The 24514-nt window shown below is 71.5% G+C and carries 22 protein-coding genes, 3 pseudogenes and 1 riboswitch; of the genes and pseudogenes, 14 read left to right on the top strand and 11 right to left on the bottom strand.

Going from position 1 to position 24514, the window contains the following annotated elements; translation table 11 throughout:
* Positions 1 to 23: 23 nt before the first annotated feature.
* Positions 24 to 133, bottom strand: a riboswitch (TPP riboswitch).
* Between the two features lie 69 nt (positions 134 to 202).
* Entirely contained in the window at positions 203 to 706 is a 504-nt protein-coding gene (locus E2C04_RS04230) for a PLD nuclease N-terminal domain-containing protein (RefSeq protein ID WP_229721450.1), read from the top strand.
* Positions 707 to 725: 19 nt separating this feature from the next.
* On the opposite strand, the gene E2C04_RS20705 is transcribed toward E2C04_RS04230, so the two are convergent.
* From E2C04_RS20705 to thiC, 3 genes and pseudogenes are all read right to left on the bottom strand, one after another.
* On the bottom strand, positions 726 to 911 hold the full coding sequence (locus E2C04_RS20705; protein WP_275106560.1) for a hypothetical protein: 186 nt from the start codon (positions 909 to 911) through the stop codon (positions 726 to 728).
* 5 nt (positions 912 to 916) lie between these two features.
* A pseudogene (locus tag E2C04_RS04225) lies at positions 917 to 1651 on the bottom strand (aldo/keto reductase); the annotation flags it as partial.
* 99 nt (positions 1652 to 1750) lie between these two features.
* Positions 1751 to 3085 carry a phosphomethylpyrimidine synthase ThiC gene (thiC, locus tag E2C04_RS04220; RefSeq protein WP_338088804.1) on the bottom strand — a complete coding sequence of 445 codons (1335 nt, stop codon included), beginning with the start codon at positions 3083 to 3085 and terminating at the stop codon, positions 1751 to 1753.
* Positions 3086 to 3680: 595 nt separating this feature from the next.
* Between thiC and E2C04_RS22250 the strand changes: the two genes are divergently transcribed.
* From E2C04_RS22250 to E2C04_RS04205, 4 genes are all read left to right on the top strand, one after another.
* Positions 3681 to 4691, top strand: a complete 1011-nt coding sequence (locus tag E2C04_RS22250; protein ID WP_477529298.1) for a fumarate hydratase — start codon at positions 3681 to 3683, stop codon at positions 4689 to 4691.
* A 14-nt stretch (positions 4692 to 4705) separates the two neighbouring features.
* On the top strand, positions 4706 to 5206 hold the full coding sequence (locus E2C04_RS22245) for a FumA C-terminus/TtdB family hydratase beta subunit (protein ID WP_477529297.1): 501 nt from the start codon (positions 4706 to 4708) through the stop codon (positions 5204 to 5206).
* Between the two features lie 74 nt (positions 5207 to 5280).
* Positions 5281 to 5871, top strand: coding sequence for a GNAT family N-acetyltransferase (locus E2C04_RS04210; protein ID WP_202977896.1), 591 nt, complete (start codon positions 5281 to 5283; stop codon positions 5869 to 5871).
* A gap of 63 nt (positions 5872 to 5934) precedes the next feature.
* Positions 5935 to 7284 carry an HNH endonuclease signature motif containing protein gene (locus E2C04_RS04205; protein WP_135831665.1) on the top strand — a complete coding sequence of 450 codons (1350 nt, stop codon included), beginning with the start codon at positions 5935 to 5937 and terminating at the stop codon, positions 7282 to 7284.
* Between the two features lie 28 nt (positions 7285 to 7312).
* Here the strand turns inward: E2C04_RS04205 and E2C04_RS04200 are convergent, their stop codons facing one another.
* The 3 genes from E2C04_RS04200 to E2C04_RS04190 all read right to left on the bottom strand — a co-directional run bounded on the left by E2C04_RS04200 (position 7313) and on the right by E2C04_RS04190 (position 9299).
* Positions 7313 to 8137, bottom strand: coding sequence for an alpha/beta fold hydrolase (locus tag E2C04_RS04200; RefSeq protein WP_135833649.1), 825 nt, complete (start codon positions 8135 to 8137; stop codon positions 7313 to 7315).
* Between the two features lie 2 nt (positions 8138 to 8139).
* Positions 8140 to 8679 (bottom strand): type 1 glutamine amidotransferase domain-containing protein, encoded by a 540-nt coding sequence (locus E2C04_RS04195; RefSeq protein ID WP_135831664.1) that lies wholly within the window; start codon positions 8677 to 8679, stop codon positions 8140 to 8142.
* An 83-nt stretch (positions 8680 to 8762) separates the two neighbouring features.
* Positions 8763 to 9299: an NADPH-dependent FMN reductase gene (locus E2C04_RS04190; RefSeq protein ID WP_158630588.1), complete on the bottom strand. Its 537-nt coding sequence runs from the start codon at positions 9297 to 9299 to the stop codon at positions 8763 to 8765.
* A gap of 73 nt (positions 9300 to 9372) precedes the next feature.
* Between E2C04_RS04190 and E2C04_RS04185 the strand changes: the two are divergent.
* Together E2C04_RS04185 and E2C04_RS04180 are read left to right on the top strand one after the other, a co-directional pair.
* Positions 9373 to 10754, top strand: a pseudogene (locus E2C04_RS04185) (class II fumarate hydratase).
* A 37-nt stretch (positions 10755 to 10791) separates the two neighbouring features.
* Positions 10792 to 12243 carry an acyl-CoA synthetase gene (locus E2C04_RS04180; RefSeq protein ID WP_135831662.1) on the top strand — a complete coding sequence of 484 codons (1452 nt, stop codon included), beginning with the start codon at positions 10792 to 10794 and terminating at the stop codon, positions 12241 to 12243.
* A gap of 28 nt (positions 12244 to 12271) precedes the next feature.
* On the opposite strand, the gene E2C04_RS04175 is transcribed toward E2C04_RS04180, so the two are convergent.
* The gene (locus E2C04_RS04175; RefSeq protein ID WP_135831661.1) at positions 12272 to 12865 is read right to left on the bottom strand and encodes a TetR/AcrR family transcriptional regulator; all 594 of its coding nucleotides are present in this window, start codon (positions 12863 to 12865) and stop codon (positions 12272 to 12274) included.
* Between the two features lie 91 nt (positions 12866 to 12956).
* Between E2C04_RS04175 and E2C04_RS04170 the strand changes: the two genes are divergently transcribed.
* The 4 genes from E2C04_RS04170 to E2C04_RS17615 all read left to right on the top strand — a co-directional run bounded on the left by E2C04_RS04170 (position 12957) and on the right by E2C04_RS17615 (position 18885).
* Positions 12957 to 15491 carry an MMPL family transporter gene (locus E2C04_RS04170; RefSeq protein ID WP_135831660.1) on the top strand — a complete coding sequence of 845 codons (2535 nt, stop codon included), beginning with the start codon at positions 12957 to 12959 and terminating at the stop codon, positions 15489 to 15491.
* A gap of 75 nt (positions 15492 to 15566) precedes the next feature.
* The gene (locus tag E2C04_RS04165; protein ID WP_135831659.1) at positions 15567 to 17150 is read left to right on the top strand and encodes a M4 family metallopeptidase; all 1584 of its coding nucleotides are present in this window, start codon (positions 15567 to 15569) and stop codon (positions 17148 to 17150) included.
* A complete protein-coding gene (locus E2C04_RS04160) occupies positions 17147 to 18364 on the top strand; it encodes a M4 family metallopeptidase (protein ID WP_135831658.1) in 1218 nt (405 codons plus the stop codon). Before E2C04_RS04165 ends, E2C04_RS04160 begins: the two co-directional genes overlap by 4 nt.
* Positions 18361 to 18885, top strand: coding sequence for an Ig-like domain-containing protein (locus E2C04_RS17615; protein ID WP_158630587.1), 525 nt, complete (start codon positions 18361 to 18363; stop codon positions 18883 to 18885). Before E2C04_RS04160 ends, E2C04_RS17615 begins: the two co-directional genes overlap by 4 nt.
* Positions 18886 to 18956: 71 nt before the next feature.
* Here the strand turns inward: E2C04_RS17615 and E2C04_RS04150 are convergent, their stop codons facing one another.
* Positions 18957 to 19340, bottom strand: a complete 384-nt coding sequence (locus E2C04_RS04150; protein WP_135831657.1) for a hypothetical protein — start codon at positions 19338 to 19340, stop codon at positions 18957 to 18959.
* On the opposite strand from E2C04_RS04150, the gene E2C04_RS04145 reads away from it, so the two are divergent.
* Entirely contained in the window at positions 19332 to 19589 is a 258-nt protein-coding gene (locus E2C04_RS04145; RefSeq protein ID WP_135831656.1) for a hypothetical protein, read from the top strand. The two genes, E2C04_RS04150 and E2C04_RS04145, sit on opposite strands and share 9 nt — an antisense overlap.
* A 112-nt stretch (positions 19590 to 19701) precedes the next feature.
* Here E2C04_RS04145 and E2C04_RS04140 read toward each other — a convergent pair whose 3' ends face one another.
* Positions 19702 to 20346, bottom strand: a complete 645-nt coding sequence (locus tag E2C04_RS04140; RefSeq protein WP_135831655.1) for an aggregation-promoting factor C-terminal-like domain-containing protein — start codon at positions 20344 to 20346, stop codon at positions 19702 to 19704.
* Positions 20347 to 20629: 283 nt separating this feature from the next.
* Here E2C04_RS04140 and E2C04_RS04135 point away from each other — a divergent pair.
* Positions 20630 to 21110 (top strand): annotated as a pseudogene (locus E2C04_RS04135) (universal stress protein).
* A 21-nt stretch (positions 21111 to 21131) separates the two neighbouring features.
* Here the strand turns inward: E2C04_RS04135 and E2C04_RS04130 are convergent.
* Positions 21132 to 22448, bottom strand: coding sequence for a PhoH family protein (locus E2C04_RS04130; protein ID WP_229721446.1), 1317 nt, complete (start codon positions 22446 to 22448; stop codon positions 21132 to 21134).
* A gap of 303 nt (positions 22449 to 22751) precedes the next feature.
* Complete coding sequence (locus E2C04_RS04125; protein ID WP_135831654.1) at positions 22752 to 23528, bottom strand: isoprenyl transferase; 777 nt, start codon at positions 23526 to 23528, stop codon at positions 22752 to 22754.
* 91 nt (positions 23529 to 23619) lie between these two features.
* Here E2C04_RS04125 and trhA point away from each other — a divergent pair, with 91 nt between their 5' ends.
* The gene (gene trhA, locus E2C04_RS04120; protein WP_135831653.1) at positions 23620 to 24339 is read left to right on the top strand and encodes a PAQR family membrane homeostasis protein TrhA; all 720 of its coding nucleotides are present in this window, start codon (positions 23620 to 23622) and stop codon (positions 24337 to 24339) included.
* The last annotated feature ends 175 nt before the right edge of the window (positions 24340 to 24514 follow it).

The raw sequence follows: 24514 nt of genomic DNA, 5'->3' as shown, positions 1-24514 counted from the left end.
CGCAGGTGACGACGCAGGTGACAACACAGTGGGAACTCACTTCCTTCGCCGGCATGACCCGGATCAGGTACGACGGTCGGAGCGGTCCCAGCTCCCTCTCAGCCCGCTACCGCGGACTCCCGTGTGGACACCTCGGACCGTAGCAGAACCCCCTCGACGGGCTTCTGGAATCCTCTCGCCCAGCGGTCGCCGCGCCCCTACGATGAGCGCGTCCTCCGGGCGTACGACCCGGGGCGAGGTCGGAGGGGCCATGCTGCGGATCATCGTCTTCTACGTGCTGCCGATCGTGCTGTGCATCTTCTGCCTGGTGCAGGCGATCACCAGCCGCGACGGCGACATCCGCAACCTGCCGAAGGTGGCGTGGATCCTGCTGATCCTCTTCTTCCCGGTCGTCGGCTCGATCGCCTGGTTGGTGGCCGGGCAGCCGCAGGCCGCGCGCCCGCGCTCGGGTGAGCGGTCGACGCCGCACTTCCCCGAGTACGACCGCCCCGGCCGCGCCGCGGCAGTCGACGAAGGCAACGACGACGCCTTCCTGCGCCAGGTGCGTGAGCGCGCCGAGCAGCAGCGCCGCGACTACGAGGCGAAGCGTCGCGCCGAGCAGGCCGCCGAGGAGGCGGCCCGCGAGGAGCGTCGCCGTCGCAAGGAGGCCAAGGAGGCCGGTCAGGAGCCGGGCGACGAGTCCGGCAGCGAGGCGGAGTCCGCCTGACCTCCGGCGGCCACCCTGGTCAGCGCGAGGCGTGCACCGTCGCCGGGCCGTGGCCGGCGATCCGGTGCGGCTCGTACGCAGCCCCCAGCTCCTCGAGCTCGTCGGCGGTGAACTCGAGCTCGACCGCCGCGACGGCGTCGGTGAGGTGGTGCGCTTGGTGACGCCCACGATCGGCGAGGTCACCTGCGGCTGCGCCATCAGCCACGCCAGCGCCACCTGGGCGCGGGAGACGCCGCGGCGCTCGGCCACCTTCTCCACGATCACCCGGTCGGAGTCCGGGTAGAGGTCGCGGCCCCACGCGTCACCCTCGGAGCGCGTCGTCTCCTCGCCCCACGGGCGGGTCAGGCGGCCCCGTGCCAGCGGGCTCCAGGGCAGCACCCCCACCTCCTGGTCGGCGCAGAGCGGGAGCATCTCGCGCTCCTCCTCGCGGTAGAGCAGGTTGTAGTAGTTCTGCATGGAGACGAACTTCGTCCAGCCGTTGCGCTCGGCGACGTGCTGGGCCTTGGCGAACTGCCAGGCGAACATCGACGAGGCACCGATGTAGCGGGCCTTGCCGGCCTTCACCACGTCGTGCAGCGCCTCCACCGTCTCCTCGATCGGCGTCTCGTCGTCCCACCGGTGGATCTGGTAGAGGTCGACGTGATCGGTGCCGAGCCAGGTCAACGAGGCGTCGATCTCGGTCATGATGGCGCGGCGCGACAGCCCGGCTCCGTTGGCGCCGGGGCGCATCCGGCCGTGCACCTTGGTCGCGATGACGACCTCCTCGCGCGGCGCGATCTCCTTGAGGATCCGCCCGGTGACCTCCTCGCTGGAGCCGGCGGCATACACGTTGGCCGTGTCGAAGGCGTTGACCCCGGCCTCCCAGGCCGCAATGATCAGCGGGCGCGCCTGCTCCTCGTCGAGGATCCACGGGTGCCAGCCGCGCGACCTGTCGCCCCAGCTCATGCAGCCGAGCGTGATCGCCGAGACCTCGAGTCAGGTGGTGCCGAGTCGTGAGTAGCGCATGGGCGCACCCTATCGACGGCCACCTCGACCCGCCGCGCCTCACTCGTCGGCGCGGACGGTCGGGCTCAGGTCGAGGAGCTCGGGACCTCCGGCGCGCGCGAAACGCTCCTGCACGTCGCGGCTGATCCTCATCGAGCAGAACTTCGGCCCGCACATGGAGCAGAAGTGCGCGGTCTTGGCGGGCTCGGCCGGCAGCGTCTCGTCGTGGAACGCCTGGGCGGTGGGCGGGTCGAGCGCCAGCGCGAACTGGTCGTGCCAACGGAAGTCGTACCGTGCCCGCGAGAGGGCGTCGTCCCAGTCGCGGGCCCGCGGGTGCCCCTTGGCCACGTCGGCCGCGTGCGCGGCCAGCTTGTAGGTGATGACCCCGGTCTTCACGTCGTCACGGTTGGGCAGGCCCAGGTGCTCCTTGGGCGTGACGTAGCAGAGCATCGCCGTGCCGTGCATGGCGCTCGCGGCCGCCCCGATCGCCGAGGTGATGTGGTCGTAGCCGGGAGCGACGTCGGTGGCCAGCGGCCCCAACGTGTAGAAGGGCGCGCCGTGGCACCACTCCTGCTGGAGCACCACGTTCTCCTCGACCAGGTGCAGGGGCACGTGGCCGGGGCCCTCCACCATCACCTGGACGTCGTGGCGCCAGGCCCTCTCGGTCAGCTCCGCCAGGGTGCGGAGCTCGGCGAACTGGGCCGCGTCGTTCGCGTCGGCCACCGAGCCGGGTCGCAGCCCGTCGCCCAGCGAGAAGGCCACGTCGTGCCGGGCGAAGATCTCGCAGAGCTCGTCGAAGTGCTCGTACAGGAAGTTCTCCCGGTCGTGGGCGATGCACCAGCCAGCCATGATCGAGCCGCCGCGCGACACGATGCCGGTGACCCGGCGGGCGGTGAGCGGGACGTGGCGCAGCAGGACGCCGGCGTGCACGGTCATGTAGTCGACACCTTGCTCGCACTGCTCGAGGACGGTGTCGCGGAAGACCTCCCAGGTGAGCCGCTCGGCCACGCCGCCCACCTTCTCCAGCGCCTGGTAGAGCGGCACCGTGCCGACCGGGACGGGTGAGTTGCGCAGGATCCACTCCCGCGTGGCATGGATGTCGTCGCCGGTGGAGAGGTCCATCACCGTGTCGGCGCCCCACGTCACCGCCCAGGTCAGCTTCTCGACCTCCTCGGCGATCGAGCTGGTGACCGCGGAGTTGCCGATGTTGGCGTTGACCTTGACCAGGAAGCGCCGGCCGATGACCATCGGCTCGCTCTCGGGGTGGTTGACGCAGGCCGGGATGATCGCCCGTCCCGCCGCGACCTCACTGCGTACGAGCTCCGGGTCGCACCCCTCGCGGGCCGCGGCGAACTCCATCTCGGGCGTGATGACGCCCCGCCGCGCGTGGTGCATCTGGGTGACCGGACGGTCGTACGCTGCGTGGTCGCCGCGCGCCTCGATCCAGGCCCGGCGCAGGGGTGGCAGACCGACCTCCGGGTCCGAGCCGGGCCGGAGGTGCAGTAACGGTCGAAGGTCTCGCCGTTGGTCAGGCGGATGCGGGTGACCGGGACACCGAGGTCGCCCTCGGTCACGCGGGTGTGGGCAGGGTGGACGGAACGAGGCACAACCATGATCAGCTCCTGGACGCTTCCTTCGCCGGCATGACCCGGATCAGGTTCGACGGTCGGAGCGGCCCCAGCTCCCTCTCAGCCCGCTGCCGCAGGCTCCCGTGGTGGACGCCGGAGACACTAGCGAGGGCCCGCAGGGATGTCCAGGGTCTCCCGCACCGGGACTCGTCACAGGCCGTGCGCGTCGTAGGATGACCCTCGTGAGCACAGGGCCTGAATTCCGTTACTCCGACCCCTGCCGACCCACGGTTCCAACGGCGAGGAGCAGACGCCGTACCGCCTGGTCACCACGGAGGGTGTCTCGACCTTCGAGGTCGACGGCCAGACCTTCCTGAAGGGGGAGGGAGCGAGGTGCGAGCCGGCGGCTCACCAGTGAGGCGATGCACGACATCTCCCACTACCTGCGCCCCGGCCACCTCAAGCAGCTGCGCAAGATCATCGACGACCCCGAGGCGTCGGGCAACGACCGCTTCGTCGCGCTCGACCTGCTGAAGAACGTCAACATCTCCGCGGGCGGCGTGCTGCCGATGTGCCAGGACACCGGCACCGCGATCGTGATGGGCAAGAAGTCCGAGGGCGTCATCACCGGCGTCGACGACGCCGAGTCGATCAGCCGCGGCGTCTACGACGCCTACACCCAGCTCAACCTCCGCTACTCGCAGCTCGCGCCGCTGACGACGTACGAGGAGAAGAACACCGGCACCAACCTGCCGGCGCAGATCGAGATCTACTCGACGCCGCAGACCTCCGGCAAGCCCGAGTACAAGTTCCTCTTCATGGCGAAGGGCGGCGGCTCGGCCAACAAGTCGTTCCTCTTCCAGGAGACGAAGGCGATCCTCAACGAGGCGTCGATGCTGAAGTTCCTCGACGAGAAGATCCGCTCGCTCGGCACGGCGGCCTGCCCGCCCTACCACCTGGCCGTGGTCATCGGCGGCACGTCGGCGGAGTTCGCGCTCAAGACCGCGAAGTACGCCTCCGCGCACTACCTCGACGACCTCCCGACCGAGGGTTCGATGGGTGCGCACGGCTTCCGTGACAAGGAGCTCGAGCAGCAGGTCTTCGAGCTGACCCAGTCGTTCGGCATCGGTGCGCAGTTCGGCGGCAAGTACTTCTGCCACGACGTGCGCGTCGTACGCCTGCCCCGCCACGGCGCCTCGTGCCCCGTCGCGATCGCCGTCTCCTGCTCGTCCGACCGCCAGGCGCTCGGCAAGATCACGCCGGAGGGCGTCTTCCTCGAGCAGCTCGAGACCGACCCGGCGCAGTACATGCCCGACGCGGGCATGGCCGAGGAGATCGCCGGCGGCGAGGTCGTGAAGATCGACCTCAACCAGCCGATGAGCGAGATCCTCGCCGAGCTGAGCAAGCACCCGTCAAGACGCGCCTGTCGCTGACCGGCCCGCTGGTCGTGGCGCGCGACATCGCGCACGCCAAGATCAAGGAGCGCCTCGACGCGGGCGAGCCGATGCCGGAATACCTGAAGAACCACCCGGTCTACTACGCCGGCCCCGCCAAGACGCCCGAGGGCATGGCGTCGGGCTCGTTCGGGCCGACCACCGCAGGTCGCATGGACTCGTACGTCGAGCAGTTCCAGGCGGCCGGCGGCTCGATGGTGATGCTCGCGAAGGGCAACCGCTCGAAGGTCGTCACCGAGGCGTGCGGCACCCACGGCGGCTTCTACCTCGGCTCGATCGGCGGCCCGGCCGCCCGCCTGGCCCAGGACTGCATCAAGAGCCAGGAGGTCATCGAGTACCCCGAGCTCGGCATGGAGGCGGTCTGGAAGATCGAGGTCGAGGACTTCCCGGCCTTCATCGTGGTCGACGACAAGGGCAACGACTTCTTCACCGACCCGTCCGGCGCCGTGACCGTGCCGGTGACCGGGATCCGCATCCGCTCGCTGGAGAAGTGAAGCCGGTCGGGGCGCCCGTGCCCGGATGGACCCCCAGTGGTCGTCCGGGGCGCTCGACCCTGACCGGACGGACCGTGCGGCTGGAGCCCCTCCGCGCTGACCACACCGAGGCGCTCTTCCCCGCCCTGTGCGGCGAGGGCGACGAGGAGCGCTGGACCTACCGGGCCACCGAGATGCCGAGCACGCTCGACGAGTTCGCGCGCGTCGTCGAGCCGTTCCTCGACCACCCACCGGGGGCGACGTACGTCGTGGTGCCCGACGCCGGCCCCTCGGGGATGCTGACCTGCTGGCCCTGCGTACCCGAGCACGGCGCCGTGGAGCTCTCCAGCGTGCTGTGGGGTGCGACGCTGGCACGCTCGACCGCCGCCACCGAGGCGGTGCACCTGCTCCTGGAGCACCTCTTCGAGGACCTGGGCCACCGCCGCGTGGAGTGGAAGTGCGACAGCCTCAACGAGCCGTCGCGGCAGGCGGCGGTGCGCTACGGCTTCACCTTCGAGGGGCACTTCCGTCAGCACATGGTGACGAAGGGCCGCAACCGCGACACCGACTGGTTCGCGATGCTCGACGGTGAGTGGCCGGCGGTCAAGGCGCGCAACGAGCGGTGGTTGGCCCCGGCGAACTTCGACGGCGAGGGGCGCCAGCTTCGGCGGCTGACTGACTGCTGAGGCGTTCGGAACCCCCAGTTTGGGGGATGGTCACCCAACTCCCGCAAGTCTAGAATCGAACACATGTTCGAATCCGTGACCTCGCCCAGCGACCTCGTCGCGCTGGCGCGTGCCAACGCGGCGCTGGTGCGGCGCGCGGAGGCGGACACGCTGCTCATCGCCTACGAATGGGCGATCGCGCACCCCGCCGCTGAGGACGGGCGCGACGCCGCCGCGTTCCACTGCGCGCTGGGGATCGAGCCGATCTCGGGGGACGGGACGCCGGAGGTCAACGAGTACGCGGTCGCTGAGCTCGGCGGTGCGCTCGGGTTGTCGACCGACGCGGCGAAGAAGCTGATCGGGCACGCGCTCGAGCTCGCGCACCGGCTCCCGCGGTTGTGGGCACGGGTCACCGCTGGCGAGGTGCCGGTGTGGCGAGCGAGGCTGGTCGCTGAGGCCACCATCCACGCCTACCCGGCGCTTCCTGCGGAAGGCGTCGCGTGGATCGACGGGCAGGTCGCGCCTTTCATCGAGAAGATGGGTCGCGCTGCGATCGACCGGCTGATCGAGCGGGCCATGAAGCTCTACGGCCTCACCACCGCTGAGGACGACGACGCGCCCTCCGACAACCGGCACGTGACGCTCGTGAGTGAGCGCGACCCGTTCGCGACGACGATGCAGGTCCACGCCGAGCTCGACATCGCCGACGCGCTCGACCTGGAGCAGGCCGTCGCCGCTGGTGCCGCGGGCTTGAAGGCGGCCGGGTGCGACGAGTCGTTGGACGTACGCCGCTGCCTCGCCCTCGGCGAGCTGGCCCGGCACCAGACCGCACTGGACCTCGCCGGCGTCGGATCACCCAGCGAAGGCGCCTCGGACGAGACCGTGGAGCGGACCACCGCCCGCCGCGTCGACCTCCACCTCCACTTCACCGCCAACGTGGAGCCCGACGAGTCGATCTCCTTTGGTGCCACCGGCCAGCTGGAGAACCGCCAACGCCTCATCCTGCTCGAGCAGGTCCGCCGCTGGGTCGCCGCTTCCCACACCGAGATCCGGATCCTCCCGGTGGTCGACCTCAACGCCTCACTGGCGACTGAGCGCTACGAACCCACCGACCGGCTCCGCCGCCAAGTTCAGCTGCGCGACGAGACCTGCATCTTCCCGCACTGCACCCGACCCAGCCGACGCTGCGACGTCGACCACGTGATCCCGTTCGACCACGACGCCGCGGGCGAAGGCAGACCACAGCCAGGGCCGACGACCACCCAGAATCTCGCCACCCTGTGTCGCGGTCACCATCGGTTGAAGACCCACACCGCCTGGCACCTCGAGTCCCCCGTCAACGGGGTCTTCGAGTGGACCTCACCCCACGGCCAACGCTTCCGGCGCGACCGCCACGGCACCACGGATCTCGCCGCACCCCCGCTCCCCCACTGATCAGAGGGCGGGGGCGTCGGCGCGCGCCCTACAGCGAGTTCACGAACTCCAGCACCGCCCGGTTGAACTCGTCGGCGTGCGACACGTTCACCCCGTGCGGCCCGCCCTTGATGACCACGAGCTTGCTGCCCTCGATGGCGTCATGGGCCCGCTGGCCCGACCCCTCCAGCGGGACGATGCCGTCGGCGTCGCCGTGCACGACGAGGGTGGGCAGGCGTACGGCCGCGACGTCGTCACGGAAGTCGGTCCGCGAGAACGAGTCGATGCAGGCGAGCGCGGCGTCCTGGTCCGACTGCAGCGCCAGCCCCAGTGCCGCCTCCACCTCGGCCTCGCTCACCGCGACGTCGTCACCGGCGCGGAAGAAGTCGCGTACGAACCCGGGCAGGAAGCCCTCGCGGTCCTCCGCCAACCCTGCCTTCATCCCGTCAGCGCCCTCGGGTGGGAGCGGGCCGTCGGGGTTGTCCTCGGTCTTCAGCAGGTAGGGCGGCACGGCCGCCGCGAGCACGATGCCGGCGAGGCGTCCCGACGCGCGGGTGGCCAGGCGTACGGCTTCCCCACCGCCCATCGAGAAGCCGACCACCACCGCGTCGCTCAGGTCCAGGGCCCGCACGACCTCCTCGAGGTCGTCGGTGAGCGCGTCGTAGTCGTACGCGCCGTCGGCCGCCACCCCGCTGCGGCCGAAGCCGCGCCGGTCGTAGGTCACCACGCGGTGCCCGGCGTCGCTGAACGCCTCGACCTGGTGCTTCCAGGCCTCGCCCGACAGCGGCCAGCCGTGGACCAGCACGATCGGTCGCCGGTCTCCGTACAGGTCGTCGACGTGCAGCTCGGCGCCGTGCGACGTCACCTTGACCATGGTCACGACGTACTCCCGAGGGCTGAGAGCAGCTCGCGGTTGAAGGCCGGCAGGTCGTCGGGGTTGCGGCTGCTGATCAGGTTGCCGTCAACGACGACCTCCTCGTCGACCCACTCGCCGCCGGCGTTGCGGATGTCCGTCTGCAGGCTCGGCCACGACGCGACGCGCTTGCCGCGCACCTGGTCAGCCTCGATCAGCGTCCACGCCGCGTGGCAGATCGCGGCGACCGGCTTGCCGCTCGCCACGAAGTCACGGACGAAGGCGACCGCGTCGGAGTCCATGCGGAGTGCGTCGGGGTTGGCGACACCACCCGGCAGCACCAGGGCGTCGTAGTCGTCGACGGAGGCCTCGGCGACCTTGCCGTCGGCCGACTTCTCCTCCGCGGCGTCGAGGTGGTTGAAGAGCTTGACCGTGCCACCGTCGACCGAGAGCAGCTCGGCGGTGTGGCCGGCGCCCTCGACCGCGGCCCACGGCTCGGTCAGCTCGACCCGCTCCACCCCCTCGGAGGCAGTCAGGAATGCGACCTTGCGTGCGTCAGCCATGGTGTGCTCCTTCGTGGTTCGGGTTCATAGACGTCCACTCGGAGCAGTACCCAGCCTCGTACGAGGGAAACGCCCGCGCAGGCTCAGCCGCGCAGCGTGGCGGTCAGCTCGACCAGCTGGTCGAGCACCGACTTCATCTCCCCGGTCCGCTTCGGCAGCGGCGCGACACGGTCGTCCTCGAAGTCGTCGGCCATCTGCAGGTGCAGCGCCTGACGCACACCGAGCAGGCCCAGGTTGGCGACCACCATGCGCCACTGCTCCACGGCACGCGCCGCCCCGACACCGCCGTAGCCGACGAAGGCGACCGCCTTGCCGGCCCACTCGGTGTAGAGCAGGTCGACGGCGCTCTTCATCGGCGCCGGCAGGCCGTGGTTGTACTCCGGGGTGACGAAGACGTAGCCGTCGAACTCGTCGACGACGTCGCTCCACCGCTGGGTGGAGGGCTCCTCGTAGCTCTTGTCGGTGCTCTGCTCGTAGTTGGTGCCGAGGTCGAAGTCGGCGACCTCCAGCAGGGTGAACTCCGCCCCGCCGTGCTGCTCGGCCTGCTCCAGCACCCAGGCGCCGACGGCGCTGCCGAGACGCTTCGGGCGGGTGCTTCCGACGATGACTGCGATCTTCACGGGGACTCCTGTCGTGGGGGACCCCTGCCTCTTGCCCCCTCGACGGTTGGCCCAATCCGAGTACGGTCGTGGCATGACCCGATTCCGCACCGAGCACGACTCCATGGGCGAGGTCCAGGTCCCCGCCGACGCCCTCTGGCGCGCACAGACCCAGCGCGCGATCGACAACTTCCCGATCTCCGGCACCACGCTCGAGCCGCGCCACGTGCGCGCCCTCGGCCTGGTCAAGCAGGCCGCCGCCCGCGTCAACGGCGAGCTCGACGTCATCTCCGCCGAGCGCGCCTCCGCGATCGAGGCCGCCGCGGGCGCCATCGCCGCCGGCGAGCACGTCGACCACTTCCCGCTCGACGTCTTCCAGACCGGGTCGGGCACCAGCTCCAACATGAACACCAACGAGGTCATCGCCTCGCTCGCCACCGCCGCCGGCACCGAGGTCCATCCCAACGACCACGTCAACGCGTCGCAGTCGTCCAACGACACCTTCCCGACCTCGATCCACGTCGCCGCCTCGCTCGCCGTCGTCGAGGACCTGCTCCCGCGCTCGACGTCCTGGCCACCTCGCTCGAGGCCAAGGCCGAGGAGTTCGCCGGGGTGGTGAAGTCCGGGCGTACGCACCTCATGGACGCCACCCCCGTCATGCTCGGGCAGGAGTTCGGCGGGTACGCCGCCACCGTGCGCCTGGCGGTCGAGCGGCTGGAGGCCGTCCTCCCCCGCGTCCGCGAGCTGCCGCTGGGCGGCACCGCCGTCGGCACCGGGATCAACACCCCGCCCGGCTTCGCCGCCCGCGTCATCGAGGTGCTCGCCGAGCTCACCGGCCAGCCCTTCACCGAGACCCGCAACCACTTCGAGGCCCAGGGCACCCGCGACTCGCTCGTCGAGCTCTCCGGCGTGCTGCGCACGTACGCCGTCGGCCTGACGAAGATCTGCAACGACCTGCGCTGGATGTCGTCGGGCCCCACGACCGGCCTGGCCGAGATCCACCTGCCCGACCTGCAGCCGGGCTCCAGCATCATGCCCGGCAAGGTCAACCCGGTCCTGCCGGAGGCGACCCTGATGGTCTGCGCCCAGGTCGTCGGCAACGACGCCGCCGTGGCCTGGGGCGGGGCCGCCGGCAACTTCGAGCTCAACGTGATGATGCCGGTGATGGCGCGCGGCGTGCTCGAGTCGGTGCGCATCCTCGCCAACGCCTCGCGCCTGCTGGCCGACCGCTGCGTCGACGGGATCACCGCCAACCCCGAGCGGATGCGCCGCTACGCCGAGTCGTCGCCGTCGGTGGTCACCCCGCTCAACAAGTACATCGGCTACGAGGCTGCGGCCAAGGTCGCCAAGACCGCGCTCGCCGAGGGCGCCACGATCCGCGAGACCGTCCTGGCGATGGGCTTCGTGGAGCGCGGCGAGCTCACCGAGGAGCAGCTCGACGCCGCCCTCGACGTGGAGTCGATGACTCGTCCCTGACGGCGGCGGCCGGGTCCGTTCGACCTATCCTCGAACCATGCTGACCGGCCTGCTCGCTGCTGACCCCACCCGCTTCGTCGAGGTCGCCGGCCGCCGGCTGAGCCACCCCGACCTGCTGGCCGCGGCCTCGGCGGTGGCCGACGACCTCGAGGAGCACCGCCGCGTCGCCGTGCTGGCGCTGCCGACGTTGGAGACCGTCGTCGGCATCGCCGGCGCCCTGCTCGCGGGCGTGGAGGTCGTGCCCGTGCCGCCGGACTCCGGCCACGCCGAGCTCGCGCACATCCTGGCCGACTCCGCCCCCGAGGCGTGGCTGGCCCACTCGGCCGACCTGGGGGGCGACGCCGCGCCCGGCGAGGGGCGCCTGCAGCTGGTCCGGGTCAACGTCTCCGCCCGGGCCGACGTCATCCTGGACCCGGTCGACGACGAGGCGATCGCCTTCGTCATGTACACCTCCGGCACGACCGGCCTGCCCAAGGGCGTGCTGCAGTCGCGCCGTGCCGTGGTCGCCGGCCTCGACGCCCTCATCGACGCCTGGGACTGGACCGCCGACGACGTGCTGGCCCACGGCCTCCCGCTCTTCCACGTGCACGGCCTCATCCTCGGCACGCTCGGACCGCTGCGCGTCGGCGGCAGCCTGGTGCACACCGGCAAGGGCACCCCCGCGGCGTACGCCGAGGCCGCCCGCGCGGGTGCCACGCTCTTCTTCACCGTCCCCACGATCTGGTCGCGCGTCGCGGACTCCCCCGACGACGCCGCGGCGCTGCGCAGCGCCCGCCTGCTGGTCTCGGGCAGCGCGGCCCTGCCGGTGCCGGTCTTCGAGCGGCTCAAGGAGCTCACCGGTCACGAGGTCGCCGAGCGCTACGGCATGAGCGAGTCGCTGATCACCGTCGCGACCCGCGCCGACGGCCTCCGCCAGGCCGGCTGGGTCGGCGTCCCGGTGGCCGGCGTCGAGGCACGGCTGCGCGACGAGTCCGGCGCCGAGGTGCCGCGCGACGGCGAGACCGTCGGGCGTCTCGAGGTGCGCGGCCCCACCCTCTTCTCCGGCTACCTCAACCGCCCCGAGGCGACCGCCGAGTCGTGGACCGACGACGGTTGGTTCGTCACCGGCGACGTCGCGGTGATCGCCCCCGACGGACGCATCCGGATCGTCGGGCGCGAGTCGGTCGACCTCATCAAGTCGGCCGGCTACCGGATCGGCGCCGGCGAGGTCGAGTCGACGCTGCTCGGCCACCCGGCCGTGGCTGAGGTCGCGGTCGTCGGGGAGCCTGACGCCGACCTGGGGCAACGCATCGTCGCGTACGTCGTGCCCCGCGCCCCGCACACGCCGACCGACGCCGACGCCGACGCCGAGTCGGCCCTCGCCGACGAGCTGAGCCGCTTCGTCGGCGAGGAGCTCTCCGGGCACAAGCGCCCGCGCGAGTTCCGCTTCGTCGCCGGCCTGCCCCGCAACGAGATGGGCAAGGTGCAGAAGAAGCGCCTGTTGGGCTGAGCGACCGCCGCTCGCCCGGGGCGAGGGATCAGGGGGCGAGGAGCCGGCGTACGAGTGCCTCGACCTCGGCCGTCGTCGACGGGCGCCGGGTCAGCGTGCGCACCATCACCAGGCCGAGCAGCAGGTCGGTCGCCAGCACCGTGTCGACCTCCTCGGCCACCTCTCCGCGCTCGCGGCCGAGCTGGAAGCGACGCGTGATGCCGCCCTCGAGCTGCCCGCGCAGCAGCGCGTCGAGGTGGGTGGCCAGGGCCTCGTCGCCGGCCGCGGCGCCGAGCAGGGAGCGCAACAGCTCGGCGACGCCGGTACGCCCCACGTCGAGGAGGCCCGCGAGCCAGTCGGAGACGTCGCGCACCAGGTCGCCGGTGTCGCCGACGGTGAGCTCGTCGTCCCAGAGCAGCCCCTCGACCAGGCACTCCGCGAGCAGCTCGGCCTTGCCGGTCCACCAGCGGTAGATGGTCTGCTTGCCGACCTTCGCCTCGGCCGCGACCCCCTGGATCGTGAGGCGCTCGTAGCCCTTGGCCAGGAACTGCTCAGCCGTCGCCACCAGGATCGCCCGGCGGGCGTCGTCGCTGCGCACCGGCCCGCTCCGGTGGGCAGTGCTGGAACTGTCGGCCACGCTCATGGTCCCCAGAGTACGCTTCCCAAGACGAGACGTTGCGTATCATCTGGTCGCTCCCGCCCCTCCACTCTCCAGACCGCGAAGGCACCCTCCTGTGGCTGAACTCCTCTTCCGACTCGGGCGGTGCTCCGCCCGCCGCGCCTGGCTCGTCATCGTGGCGTGGGTGCTCACCCTCGGGCTCGCCGTCGGCGCCTTCGCGACCTTCGGCGGCGCGCTCACCTCGAACGTGACGATCCCCGGCACCCCCACCGCCGAGGTCGCCGACACCCTGGCCGAGGAGTTCCCGGCCGCCAGCGGTGGCGCCGCCATGGTCGTCTTCACCGCCGAGGACGGCCAGGCGCTCACCGAGGCCCAGCGCAAGGAGATCTCGGCGCTGCTCGAGCGCTCGGGCGAGATGCCGGGCGTACGCGAGGCGATCGACCCCTTCGCCACCGAGAGGACGCTGCAGTCCGGTCTCGAGGAGCTGGCCGCAGGCCGCAAGCAGCTCGAGGCCGGTGAGCGCAAGCTCCGGCAGGGCGAGAAACAGCTCGAGGCGGGGCGCAAGCAGCTCGACGACGGCCAGGCCCAGCTCGACGGAGGCCGCGCACTGCTGGAGTCGTCCGGGGCCCCCGCCGCCCAGCTCGCCGAGCTCGACGCCCAGCAGGCGCAGCTCGACGCCGCCCGCGAGGAGCTCGACGCAGGCGCCGCGCAGCTGGAGAAGGGCCGCGACGAGCTCGAGGCCAACCGTGACCTGCTCGAGGACTCCACCGTCGTCGCCGAGATGGCCGCCGGCGTCGGCCAGGTCTCCGAGGACGACAGCACCGCGCTGGGCACCGTGATGTTCGAGAAGCCGATCATCGAGGTCGACCTCGACGAGAAGGCCGACGTGGCCGACCTCTTCCTCGACGCCGAGGTCGAGGGCGTCGACATCGAGCTCTCCAACGACCTCGTCCAGACGATCCCGCAGGTCTTCGGCGTCGGCGAGGCCGTCGGCCTGGCCGTCGCCGCCCTCACCCTCTTCATCATGCTCGGCACCTTCGTGGGCGCCGGCCTGCCGCTGGTCAACGCGCTGCTCGGTGTCGGCGTCGGCGTCGCCGGCTCGATGGCCCTGAGCGGCACCGTCGACATGATGTCGGTGACCCCGGTGCTCGGCCTGATGCTCGGCCTGGCGGTCGGCATCGACTACTCCCTCTTCATCATCAACCGCCACAAGACGCAGATGCGCGGCGGCATGGAGCTGCACGAGTCGATCGGCCTGGCCAACGGCACCTCCGGCAACGCGGTCGTCTTCGCGGGTGCCACCGTCGTCACCGCCCTGGCCGCGCTCAACGTCACCGGCATCGGCTTCCTGGGCCTGATGGGCACGGTGGGCGCCATCTGCGTCGTGGTCGCCGTCCTGATCGCGGTCACGCTGACCCCGGCCCTGCTCTCGCTGACCGGGCACCGCATCCTGCCCAAGCGCCAGCGCGGCACGATCGTGCCGCTCAGCCACAGCACGTCCGGCACCGCCCCGATGAAGACCTCCCGCGCCGTGCTGCAGTCGCTGCTCGGGGTCGGCGTCCTGGTGGTCCTGGCGATCCCCGCCCTCGACATGCGCCTGGGACTCCCTGACGGCTCGAGCCAGCCCGAGGACTCCAGCGCCTACCGCGCGCACACGGTGACCGAGGAGAAGTTCGGCCCCGGCATGAACGCCCCGCTCCTGGTCGTCGCCGACATGCGCCGCACCCTGGAGACCGACGCAGAGGGCATGGAGGCGCAGGCCGAGGTCGGCAGCGCCCTCCTGGAGCTCGACGCCGTCGAGGCGGTCGCGCCGGTCGGCGTCTCCGACTCCCGCGAGCTGGTCGCCTTCCAGGTCGTGCCGTCAGAGGGCCCCAACAGCGAGGTCACCGAGGAGCTCGTCCACGAGCTGCGAGGCATGGGCTGGCAGTTCGGCACCGGCATCGAGATCGGCGTCGCCGGCAACGCCAGCGGCAACATCGACGTCTCCGAGCAGCTCAGCAACTCGCTGCCCGGCTACCTCGCGCTCGTCGTCGGACTCTCGCTGGTGATCATGGTGCTGGCCTTCCGCTCGATCCTCGTCCCGCTGACCGCGGCGCTCGGCTTCGTGCTCTCGCTCTTCGCCACCTTCGGGGCGCTCACCGCCATCTTCCAGTGGGGCTGGCTGGCCGACCTCTTCGGCATCCACGCCCCCGGGCCGATCCTGAGCTTCCTGCCGGTGATCGTGATCGGCATCCTCTTCGGCCTGGCGATGGACTACCAGCTCTTCCTGGTCTCGGGCATGCGTGAGGCGTACGTCCACGACGCACCGTCGCGGGTCGCCGTCCAGCACGGCGTGAAGGCCGGCCGGGTCGTGGTGACCGCGGCGGCGATCATCATGATCTCGGTCTTCGCGGGCTTCATCTTCAGCCACGACGCGATGATCCGGTCGATGGGCTTCGCGCTCGCCTTCGGCGTGCTCGTCGACGCCTTCGTGATCCGCATGCTGGTGATCCCCGGCGTCATGCACCTGCTCGGCGACTCCGCCTGGTGGATCCCGAGGTGGCTCGACCGCATCGTCCCCAACGTCGACGTCGAGGGTGCGGCGCTGGAGCGCAACCACCCCAACCCGGCGATGGAGCACGAGGGGCACGAGCAGCGCGCGCACGCCTGAGGCAGTTCTCCTGCGCGGGACGGCGTCCTCCCCTAGATTGTGGACGCCGTTCAGCATTCACCCCCAGGAGACCCCTTGCCCTCGTCACGGTCGACGTCGCCCCTGCGCCCACGCCTCGCCGGAGCACTGGGGGCACTGACCCTCGGAGCCGCACTCCTGAGCCTGCCCGGCACCGCCACCGCGTCGCCTGACGGGCGTACGACGCTCCAGCCCGGCACCGAGGCCGGCGTACGGGCCGACGCCCATGGGACCCTCGACGTCACGCGCGACGACCGCACCGGCCGCGTCTCCTTCGTCCGGGTGCGCGGCGCCGACGCCGACCTGCTGCCTCAGGGGCCGTCGCTGCGCGCCGCGAGCGCCGGCAGCCCGAAGGCCAGCGCGTGGCTGGACGAGCACGCCGTCCTCTTCGGGGTCCCCGCCGACCAGCTCGTCCTCACCGACGAGATCGAGGACGCCTTCGGCTCGACCTTCACCTACTCCCAGCGCCACGGCGACGTCCCCGTCTGGGGCGCTGCGCTCAAGGCCAACGTCGACGCCGACGGTGACCTGGTCAGCGTCAACGGCCGCGTCGTACCGGGCCTGACGACGGCCACCGTGCCCACCTCGCCCGCCAGCACGGCTGCCCGTGCCGAGCGCCGCGCGATGGAGATGGTCCGTCTCGACCCGCCGACCGACGAGGAGGGCAACCCCTCCGGCACTGTCGGCCTCGAGGCCGACGCCACCCCGGTCGTGTACGAGGTGGGCTCCCCCCTCGGGGAGGCCGGCCCGGCACACCTCGCCTGGCAGGTCACGGTCACCGGCGGCGAAGGCCTGCGCGAGCAGCTCATCCTGGCCGACCGCGGACTCAAGCCGCTGCACCGCTGGAGCGACGTGCACGGCCTGACCCGTACCCTGGGCTCCTACACCGGCACGGGCCCGACCGCCAGCTTCGACGATGACACCTGGGCCCCGACCTGGGCCGAGGGCGACTCGACCGCAGGCCTCACCCAGACCCAGCGCGACCTGCTCGACTCGACCGCCGAGTCCTACCACCTCTTCAGGTCGACCTTCGGCCGTGACGGCTACGACGGCGCCGGAGCCGCGATGCACATCCGCGACAACCGCCTCACCGGATGCGCCAACGCGGCCTGGCACCGGTCGTACATCAGCCTCTGCCCCGGCATGGAGACCGACGACGTGATCGCCCACGAGTGGGGTCACGCCTACACCCAGCACACCTCCGGTCTCGTCTACTCCTACCAGCCCGGCGCGCTCAACGAGTCCTACTCCGACGTGTGGGGCGAGGTCGTCGACCTGCTCAACCAGCGCGAGGACGACGGCGCTGACCACTCCGTGCGCACCACGGACGACTGCGTGGCGCTGCCGAGCGGCACCGGCAGCCCGAGCCTGGCGATGCAGGTCGTCTCGCCCCGCTCGCTGGCTGGGCCCTGCACGTACGTCGCCCGCGGCAACGGCGCGCCGGCCGTCACCGGCGAGGGAACCGTGAAGGTGGTCGTCGCCACGGACGCTGCGAACGCCAGTGGCCCCCTCACCACCGATGCCTGCACCACTCTCACGAACCCCGCCCAGGTGGCGGGCAAGTGGGCTTACGCCGACCGGGGCACCTGCACCTACCAGGTGAAGGCCGACAACCTCGTGGCCGCCGGCGCCCGGGGGTGATCATCGGCAACAACACCTCCGTTGCTCCCTCAGCACTCCTCAACGTCTCCACCTCCGTGCCGTTCCTGATGGTCAGCCAGGCCGACGGCGCCCGCCTCAAGTCGCTGCCGGCCGGCGTGGCCGCCTCGGTGCACCTCAAGGATCCCTCCCTCCCGGCCGACCGGCACCGCTGGCTCATCGGGGAGACCACGTCGATCTCGAGCCTGCGCGACATGTGGAACCCCCGCTGCGCCGGCAACCCCGCCACCGTGACCGACGCGCAGTACCACTGCGCGACCAGCGACAGCGGCGGCGTGCACTACAACTCCGGCGTCCCCAACCGCGCATTCTCACTCTTCGTCGACGGGGGCACCTTCGACGGCCACACGGTCACCGGCGTCGGCCTCGACCGCGCCGCCCACGTCTGGTGGCGCGCCAACACCGCACACCTCACCCCCATCAGCGGCTTCCCCGACTTCGCCAACGCGCTCGCCGAGTCCTGCCAGACCCTGGTCGGGCAGCCCCTGAAGCCCCTCACCCTGACCGACACCACGCCGGCCGCCTCCGTCACGCCGCTGACCGCCACCGACTGCGAACAGCTCGACGAGGTCATCGAGGCGACGGAGCTGCGGACCGACGTCGCCGTGCGCTGCAACTTCAGGATGCGCTTCACGCCCGGCGACATCGCCTCGGCCTGCGGAGCGGGGACCACCACCGTCACCGGCCTCGTCGAGGACTTCGACGGCGGCGCGGCGGGCTGGACGGCCGAGGTGCAGAAGGCTGCCGACAGCCAGGCGGTCGCGTGGGGACTCACGTCCCGGGTCAGCGGATCCGCCGGCACCGTGGCCTTCGCCGCCAACCCCCAGGGGGAGTGCCAGACGGGCAACGTGGCCGGCAACTCCATGCTCCTCTCCCCCTCCGTGACGGTCCCGACCGACGCGCTGTCGCCGCGACTCCGGTTCCGCCACCAGGTGAGCCTCGAGGGCGACTACGACGGCGGCAACGTGAAGGTCAGCGTCAACGACGGCCCCTTCACCGCGCCGCCGCGGGCAGCTGGCTGCACAACGCACCCGCGACGACCATCATCACGGACAACCCCGCGGACCCGGGGCGGAGCAACCCCCTCGTCGGCGAGCGGACCTGGTCCAGCTACGACGCGAGCGACCTCGGCGCGACCTGGGGCATCACCGTCCTCGACCTGGCCGCAGCCGGCGTCTCCCCCGGCGACACGGTGAAGCTGCGCTTCGACCTCGGCACCGACTACTGCGGCGGCATCCACGGCTGGGCCGTCGACGACGTCTCCGTGACCTGGTGCGAGGCCGACGTCCCGGGAGCCGTGCCGTCGACGCCCGTCGTGACCCCGGCTGCCGGCGGCACTCCCCTGGAGCTGCTCGACGAGGTCGAGCCCACTGCCGACCCCGCAGACGAAACCAGCGACGAGACCGCTGACGACACCAGTGGCGCTCGGGCTGCGACGCGCACCCGGGTGCAGGCACCGGCCCGGGGCGTACGCCCCGGGCGCGCCTTCACCCTGACCGCTCGGGTGAGCGGCACGGACGGCGGCCGCGTGCGGTTCACCGTCGGCGGAAGGGTCGTCGGCACCGCGAAGGTGGTCGACGGCGTTGCCCGCCTGAAGGTCCGTCCGCGCACCGCGCGTCTGGTGCGGGTGGGCCAGCGACGGGCCGTGGCCGCCTACCTGGGCACCGCGAAGGCCGCGCCCAGCAAGGGCCGGGCGACCCTGCGCGTACGCCGCTGACGCAGCGCGACCACGAGTGAGGGGCTGCACCGCCCAGGCGGTGCAGCCCCTCTCGTACGTCGTGTGGTCCCTCAGCCGCGCGCGGCTGCGCGCTCCGCGCGACTGACGCGCTCGGTGGCCCGCAGGCCCGCGCCACCCGAGGGCACCGGGCCCGAGGCGAAGGAGGCCACCGCGGGCGTGAGCGGCGCGAGCGAGAAGGTGAGGTGGTAGGTCCCGTACTCACCCTCGTAGTTGGTGCCGACGTAGGTGCCGTCCGGGATGACCACGGTGGCGCCGTTGCTGAGCGGTCCGGCGTAGGTGAAGACGGCAGAGCTCACCGGGGTGCCCACCTGCGTGCTCGACCAGCCCGGGATCGCCTCCATCACGAAGAGCCCGCCCTGGGCGTCCGGCTGCCCCGGGAAGGGCACGAAGGAGATGGTGAGGACCAGCGCCGCCCCCGGCCGGGCGTGCCCCACACCCGCAGTGACGCCCCGGAGAACCGGAGGTCGTTGAAGACGACGCCGAAGTCGCTGGTGGGCACCACACCGGTGCTGCCGGCCACGAGCTGCACGGAGTCGCTGCCCGACCCGGCGAACGCGGGCGCCGCGGCGGCCACGGTGATCGCAGGCACCGCCCACGCGGCCGTCCCGACGAGCCGACGCCTGGACATCGGGCGTGACGGGGTGGGGTCGACCTGGACCTGCGCGCGGTTCGACAACTGCTGACCTCCGGCTACCGGCAGTCCGTGCGACTGCCTCTGGGAGGGTAGTCAGTCGAGCGGCCGCAGCGCGGGCTTTTCAGCCATTCGTGTGGACGACGTCCACAATTCGGCCGCGGTCAGTACCAGCCGACGCTCTCGGAGTGGCCCCAGGCAGCACAGGGGGTGCCGTAGCGACCGGCGATGTAGCCCAGGCCCCATCGGATCTGGGTCTCCGGGTTGGTCTCCCAGTCGGCGCCGGCCGAGGCCATCTTCGAGCCGGGCAGGGCCTGGGGGATGCCGTACGCTGACGAGCTCGGGTTGTCGGCGTTCCAGCGCCAGTTGGACTCGCGGGTCCACAGGGAGTCGAGGCAGCTGAACTGCGAGTCGGCGAAGCCGAACTCACCCATGATGGCGCGGGCGAGGCCGCGCGGGTCCTCGGTCGAGATCTGCCGGGAGTGGCTGGTCACCACGCCGGTGGCGGTCGCCGTGGAGAGGGCGGCTGCCTTGGCCGGGTCGGTCGACTGACGACGGTCGGAGCGGGTCACGGCCTCGTCGCGGTCGGCCAGGTAGCCGGCGGTCGCGGCGGAGTCGGCAGCAGTGAGGTCGGCCGTGGCCGGAGGAGCGTCGTCGCCCAGGACGCCGACGCCGACGACACCGGCGGTCGCGGCGACCGCGACGCCGGTGATCACACCGGTCGACCGCAGGGTCTTCCACGGGTCGCGCCTGGCCTTGTGCTTGCCGGGGGCGCGGTGCTTGGGGACGTACTTCTCGGGTTTCGACACAGCTCTCGCGGGGGTTGGGGGCTGACGTGCGGAACCGTTCCGTCGTGCTCGGGACAGCGGCGGAACGGGACCACTGCAACCATGCACGCAGGCCGGGAGGCGTGCAAACCGAACCGCTGAATTCGGGACGCCGGTCACACAAGTCGTGGCCACACCGCTCCCAAGCACCACTTTGGTCACAACCGTCACAATCCACGGCCGTTCGACATGACTGCACAGGCTGTCCCGGATACGGTCGTGCCGTCGCACACCCCGCGCCGCTCAACGATGAGGCACGTCGACCGTGACCCAGACCATCATCACCGGTGTCGACGGTTCGGTCCCCGCCCAGGAGGCAGCGGCCACCGCTGCACGCATCGCCTCTGCCTTCGGCGCGACCCTGCACGTCGTCTCGGTGTTCGACACCTCCGACGCGGAGCCAGCCAGGCGGCTTCGAGCCCTCGCTCGCGGCCGACCAGATCGCTGCCGACGCCGCCGCCACCCTGCAGCGCGACGTCCCCGGCCTCAGCGTCGTGGGCCAGGGCGTGGCCGGGCACAAGCCCGCCGAGACGCTGGTGACCCTGGCCGAGACGCTCGACGCCGCCCTGATCGTGGTCGGCACCCGACGGGTCAAGGGCCTGGACGCCTGCTGGGCAGCATCGCGAGCGAGGTCGCCGCCAAGGCCCACTGCGACGTCTACATCGCGCACACGCACGACTGAGCCACCTGCCGCACCACCGCTGCGCGACGTCATCACCCCCGGCACCTGGAGGCACCGGGGGTGATGACGTCGTAGCGAGCGTGGCTCAGAGCGAGACGTTCTCCAGCATCTCGGTGACCAGCGCAGCGATCGGCGAGCGCTCCGAGCGGGTCAGCGTGACGTGGGCGAAGAGCGGGTGGCCCTTCAGCTTCTCGACCACCGCCACCACGCCGTCGTGACGACCGACCCGCAGGTTGTCGCGCTGGGCGACGTCATGGGTGAGCACGACCTTCGAGTTGGCCCCGATCCTCGACAGCACGGTCAGCAGCACGTTGCGCTCCAGTGACTGCGCCTCGTCGACGATCACGTAGGCGTCGTGCAGCGAGCGGCCGCGGATGTGGGTCAGCGGCAGCACCTCGAGCATCCCGCGGTGCACGACCTCGTCGACCACGTGCGGCGAGACCAGCGCACCCAGGGTGTCAAAGACCGCCTGGGCCCACGGCGCCATCTTCTCGTTCTCCGAGCCGGGCAGGTAGCCCAGCTCCTGGCCACCCACCGCGAAGAGGGGGCGGAAGACGACGACCTTCTTGTGCTGGCGGCGCTCCATGACCGCCTCGAGGCCGGCGCAGAGCGCCATCGCCGACTTGCCGGTGCCGGCCCGGCCGCCCAGCGAGACGATCCCGACGTCGGGGTCGAGCAGCAGCTCCAAGGCGATCCGCTGCTCGGCCGAGCGGCCGTGCACCCCGAAGGCGTCGGCGTCCCCCTTGACCAGGTGCACCTGCTTGTCGGGCCCCACCCGGCCCAGCGCGGTGCCGCGGTCGGAGACCATGACCAGCCCCGTGTGGCAGGGCAGCTGGCGCGCCTCGTCGAGGTCCAGCACGCCGTCGTCGTACAGCTCGTCGAGCGCGGCGGCCGGGACCATCAGCTCCTGCATCCCGGTCCAGCCGGTGTCGGAGGCGCTGACCGCCTCGGCGCGGTACTCCTGGGCGTCCAGCCCGACGGCCGAGGCCTTGATCCGCAGCGGCAGGTCCTTCGACACCAGGGTCACGTCGGCACCCTCGTCGGCGAGGTTGCGGGCCACCGCCAGGATGCGGGTGTCGTTGTCGCCGAGCCGGAAACCCGAGGGCAGCGACGTGGCGTCGGTGTGGTTGAGCTCGACGCGCAGGGTGCCGCCCTCCTCCCCCACCGCGACGGGCTCGTCGAGGCGGCCGTGGACGACGCGGAGCTCGTCGAGCATCCGCAGGGCGCTGCGGGCGAAGTAGCCGAGCTCGGGATGGTGACGTTTGCCCTCGAGCTCGGTGATCACCACGACGGGGAGCACGACCTCGTGCTCGGCGAAGCGGCGGATCGCCCCCGGGTCGGCCAGCAGCACGCTGGTGTCGAGGACGTAGGTACGACGCTGGTCAGGAGAGGTCGCGGCCACTGGATTCACCTCACAGGACGCGCGCGCACTCTCGCCCGGCCCTAGATCATGTCGGGCCAGGAAGAAACCCTGGGGCCGGAGTGCCGACCCCTCCCGGACACGGGCAGCGGGCGGCGCGCGCCGACCTCCACGGTGTGTCCTACGAAGTCGTGAGTGCTCACGAGCGGGCCTCCTGGCATCGGCTGGCTTCCCCACCTGCCGATGCTTCGGAACGTACGCCTCGCGCCCCCGCCGGTGGGGAGACACGCCGCAGCCTGTGCGTTACGCGTACGTGAAGAGTCGGCGCGGCGGCGCCGCCGGGCGTCAGGTGCCGAAGCGGCGCTCGCGCTCGGCGTACGCACGGATCGCGCGCAGGAAGTCGACGCGGCGGAAGTCGGGCCACAGCGCCTCACAGAAGTAGAACTCGCTGTTCGCGCTCTGCCAGAGCAGGAATCCGCTCAGCCGCTGCTCGCCGGAGGTGCGGATGACGAGGTCGGGGTCGGGCTGACCCTTGGTGTAGAGGTGCTCGGCGATGTGCTCGACGTCGATCGTCTCGGCGAGCTGCTCCAGGGTGGCGCCCCTCTCGTTCTGCTCGAGCAGCAGCGAGCGGACGGCGTCGGCGATCTCGCGGCGCCCGCCGTAGCCGACGGCGATGTTGACCAGCAGCCCGTCGACGTCGCGGGTGGCCTCGTCGGCGGCCTTCAGCTTCTCGGCCGTCGCGGCCGGCAGCAGGTCCAGCGCCCCCACGGGGTGCACGCGCCAGCGGCCCGTGGCCGCCAGCGACTCGACGGCGCCCTCGATGGCGGTGAGGAGGCCGGTGAGCTGCTCGGCCGGGCGATTGAGGTTGTCGGTCGAGAGCAGCCACAGGGTGACGACCTTGACCCCGACCTCCTCGCACCAGCCCAGGAACGGCTGGATGTTGTCGGCGCCTGCGCGGTAGCCACTGGCGGTGTCCGCGCCGACCGCCCGGGCCCACCGTCGGTTGCCGTCGAGCATCACGCCCACGTGCTGGGGGATGCGGCCCTCGGGAAGCCCTTTCACCACGCGCGACTCGTACGCCGGGTACAGCACGCGCCGCACGGCGTCCTTCCAGTTGGCCATGCTCTCGACTCTACCGATGCCTCTTCCCCAGCCTGAGGAGATCCGGTCCCGAAAAGCGGACCTATTCCCGTCGGCCCCGTAGGTTGGGGTCATGAACGACTCGCTCCGGGTGCGCATGGACCATCTGCACGACCGCGTCGAGGAGACGCTGGCCGAGGTCAAGCCCCACCTGCGCGGCTGGCTGCACGCCGGCACCGCGCCGGTGGCACTGGCCGCCGGCGTCACGCTCGTCGCTCTCTCCCCGACCACCACGACGCGGATCGCCTCGTCAGTCTTCGCGCTGACGGCGCTGCTGGTCTTCACGGTGTCGGCGATCTACCACCGCGGCACGTGGTCGCCGCGGATCCAGAAGTTCCTCCAGCGGTTCGACCACTCGAACATCTTCCTGCTCATCGCCGGCACCTGCACGCCGTTCGCGGTGCTGCTGCTCGACGGCTCCGACCGGTGGACGATGCTCGGCATCGTCTGGACCGGTGCGTTGCTGGGCGTCGCGATGCAGCTGTGGTGGTCGAACCACCCGCGCTGGGTCTCCGCGCCGATCTACCTCGCCCTTGGGTGGGCGCCCGTCTTCTTCTTCGGCGGCTTCATCGACGGCGCCATGGAGTACGGCCGCGCGATGGGCATCGCCGTGATGACCCTGGTGGTCGTCGGCGGTGCGCTCTACACGCTCGGCGCCGTGGTCTACGGCACGAAGCGACCGAACCCGTCGCCGCGCTGGTTCGGCTTCCACGAGGTGTTTCACACCTTCACGATCCTGGCCTTCGTGGCCCACTACGTCGGCGTCTCGCTGGCGACCTACTCCGCCCGCTGACGTCTGGGGCCTGACGTCTGGCGCCTGACGGCTGGGCGCTCGTGCGCCCTACGTGCGAGGACGCCCGGGCGCCACGACCTGCCCCCGAAATGCTGGAAAGGGGTGCAGTCGGCGCATGGGGGGACCGCCGACTGCACCCCGGATCAGGGGGAAGGGAGCCTGCTGCTGAGCGGCT

Origin of the sequence: Nocardioides daphniae, from assembly GCF_004777465.1 — a bacterium.
Classification (GTDB): Bacteria; Actinomycetota; Actinomycetes; order Propionibacteriales; family Nocardioidaceae; genus Nocardioides; species Nocardioides daphniae.
Note: the sequence above shows the minus strand (reverse complement) of the source record. Positions and strands in the feature narration are given on the sequence as shown.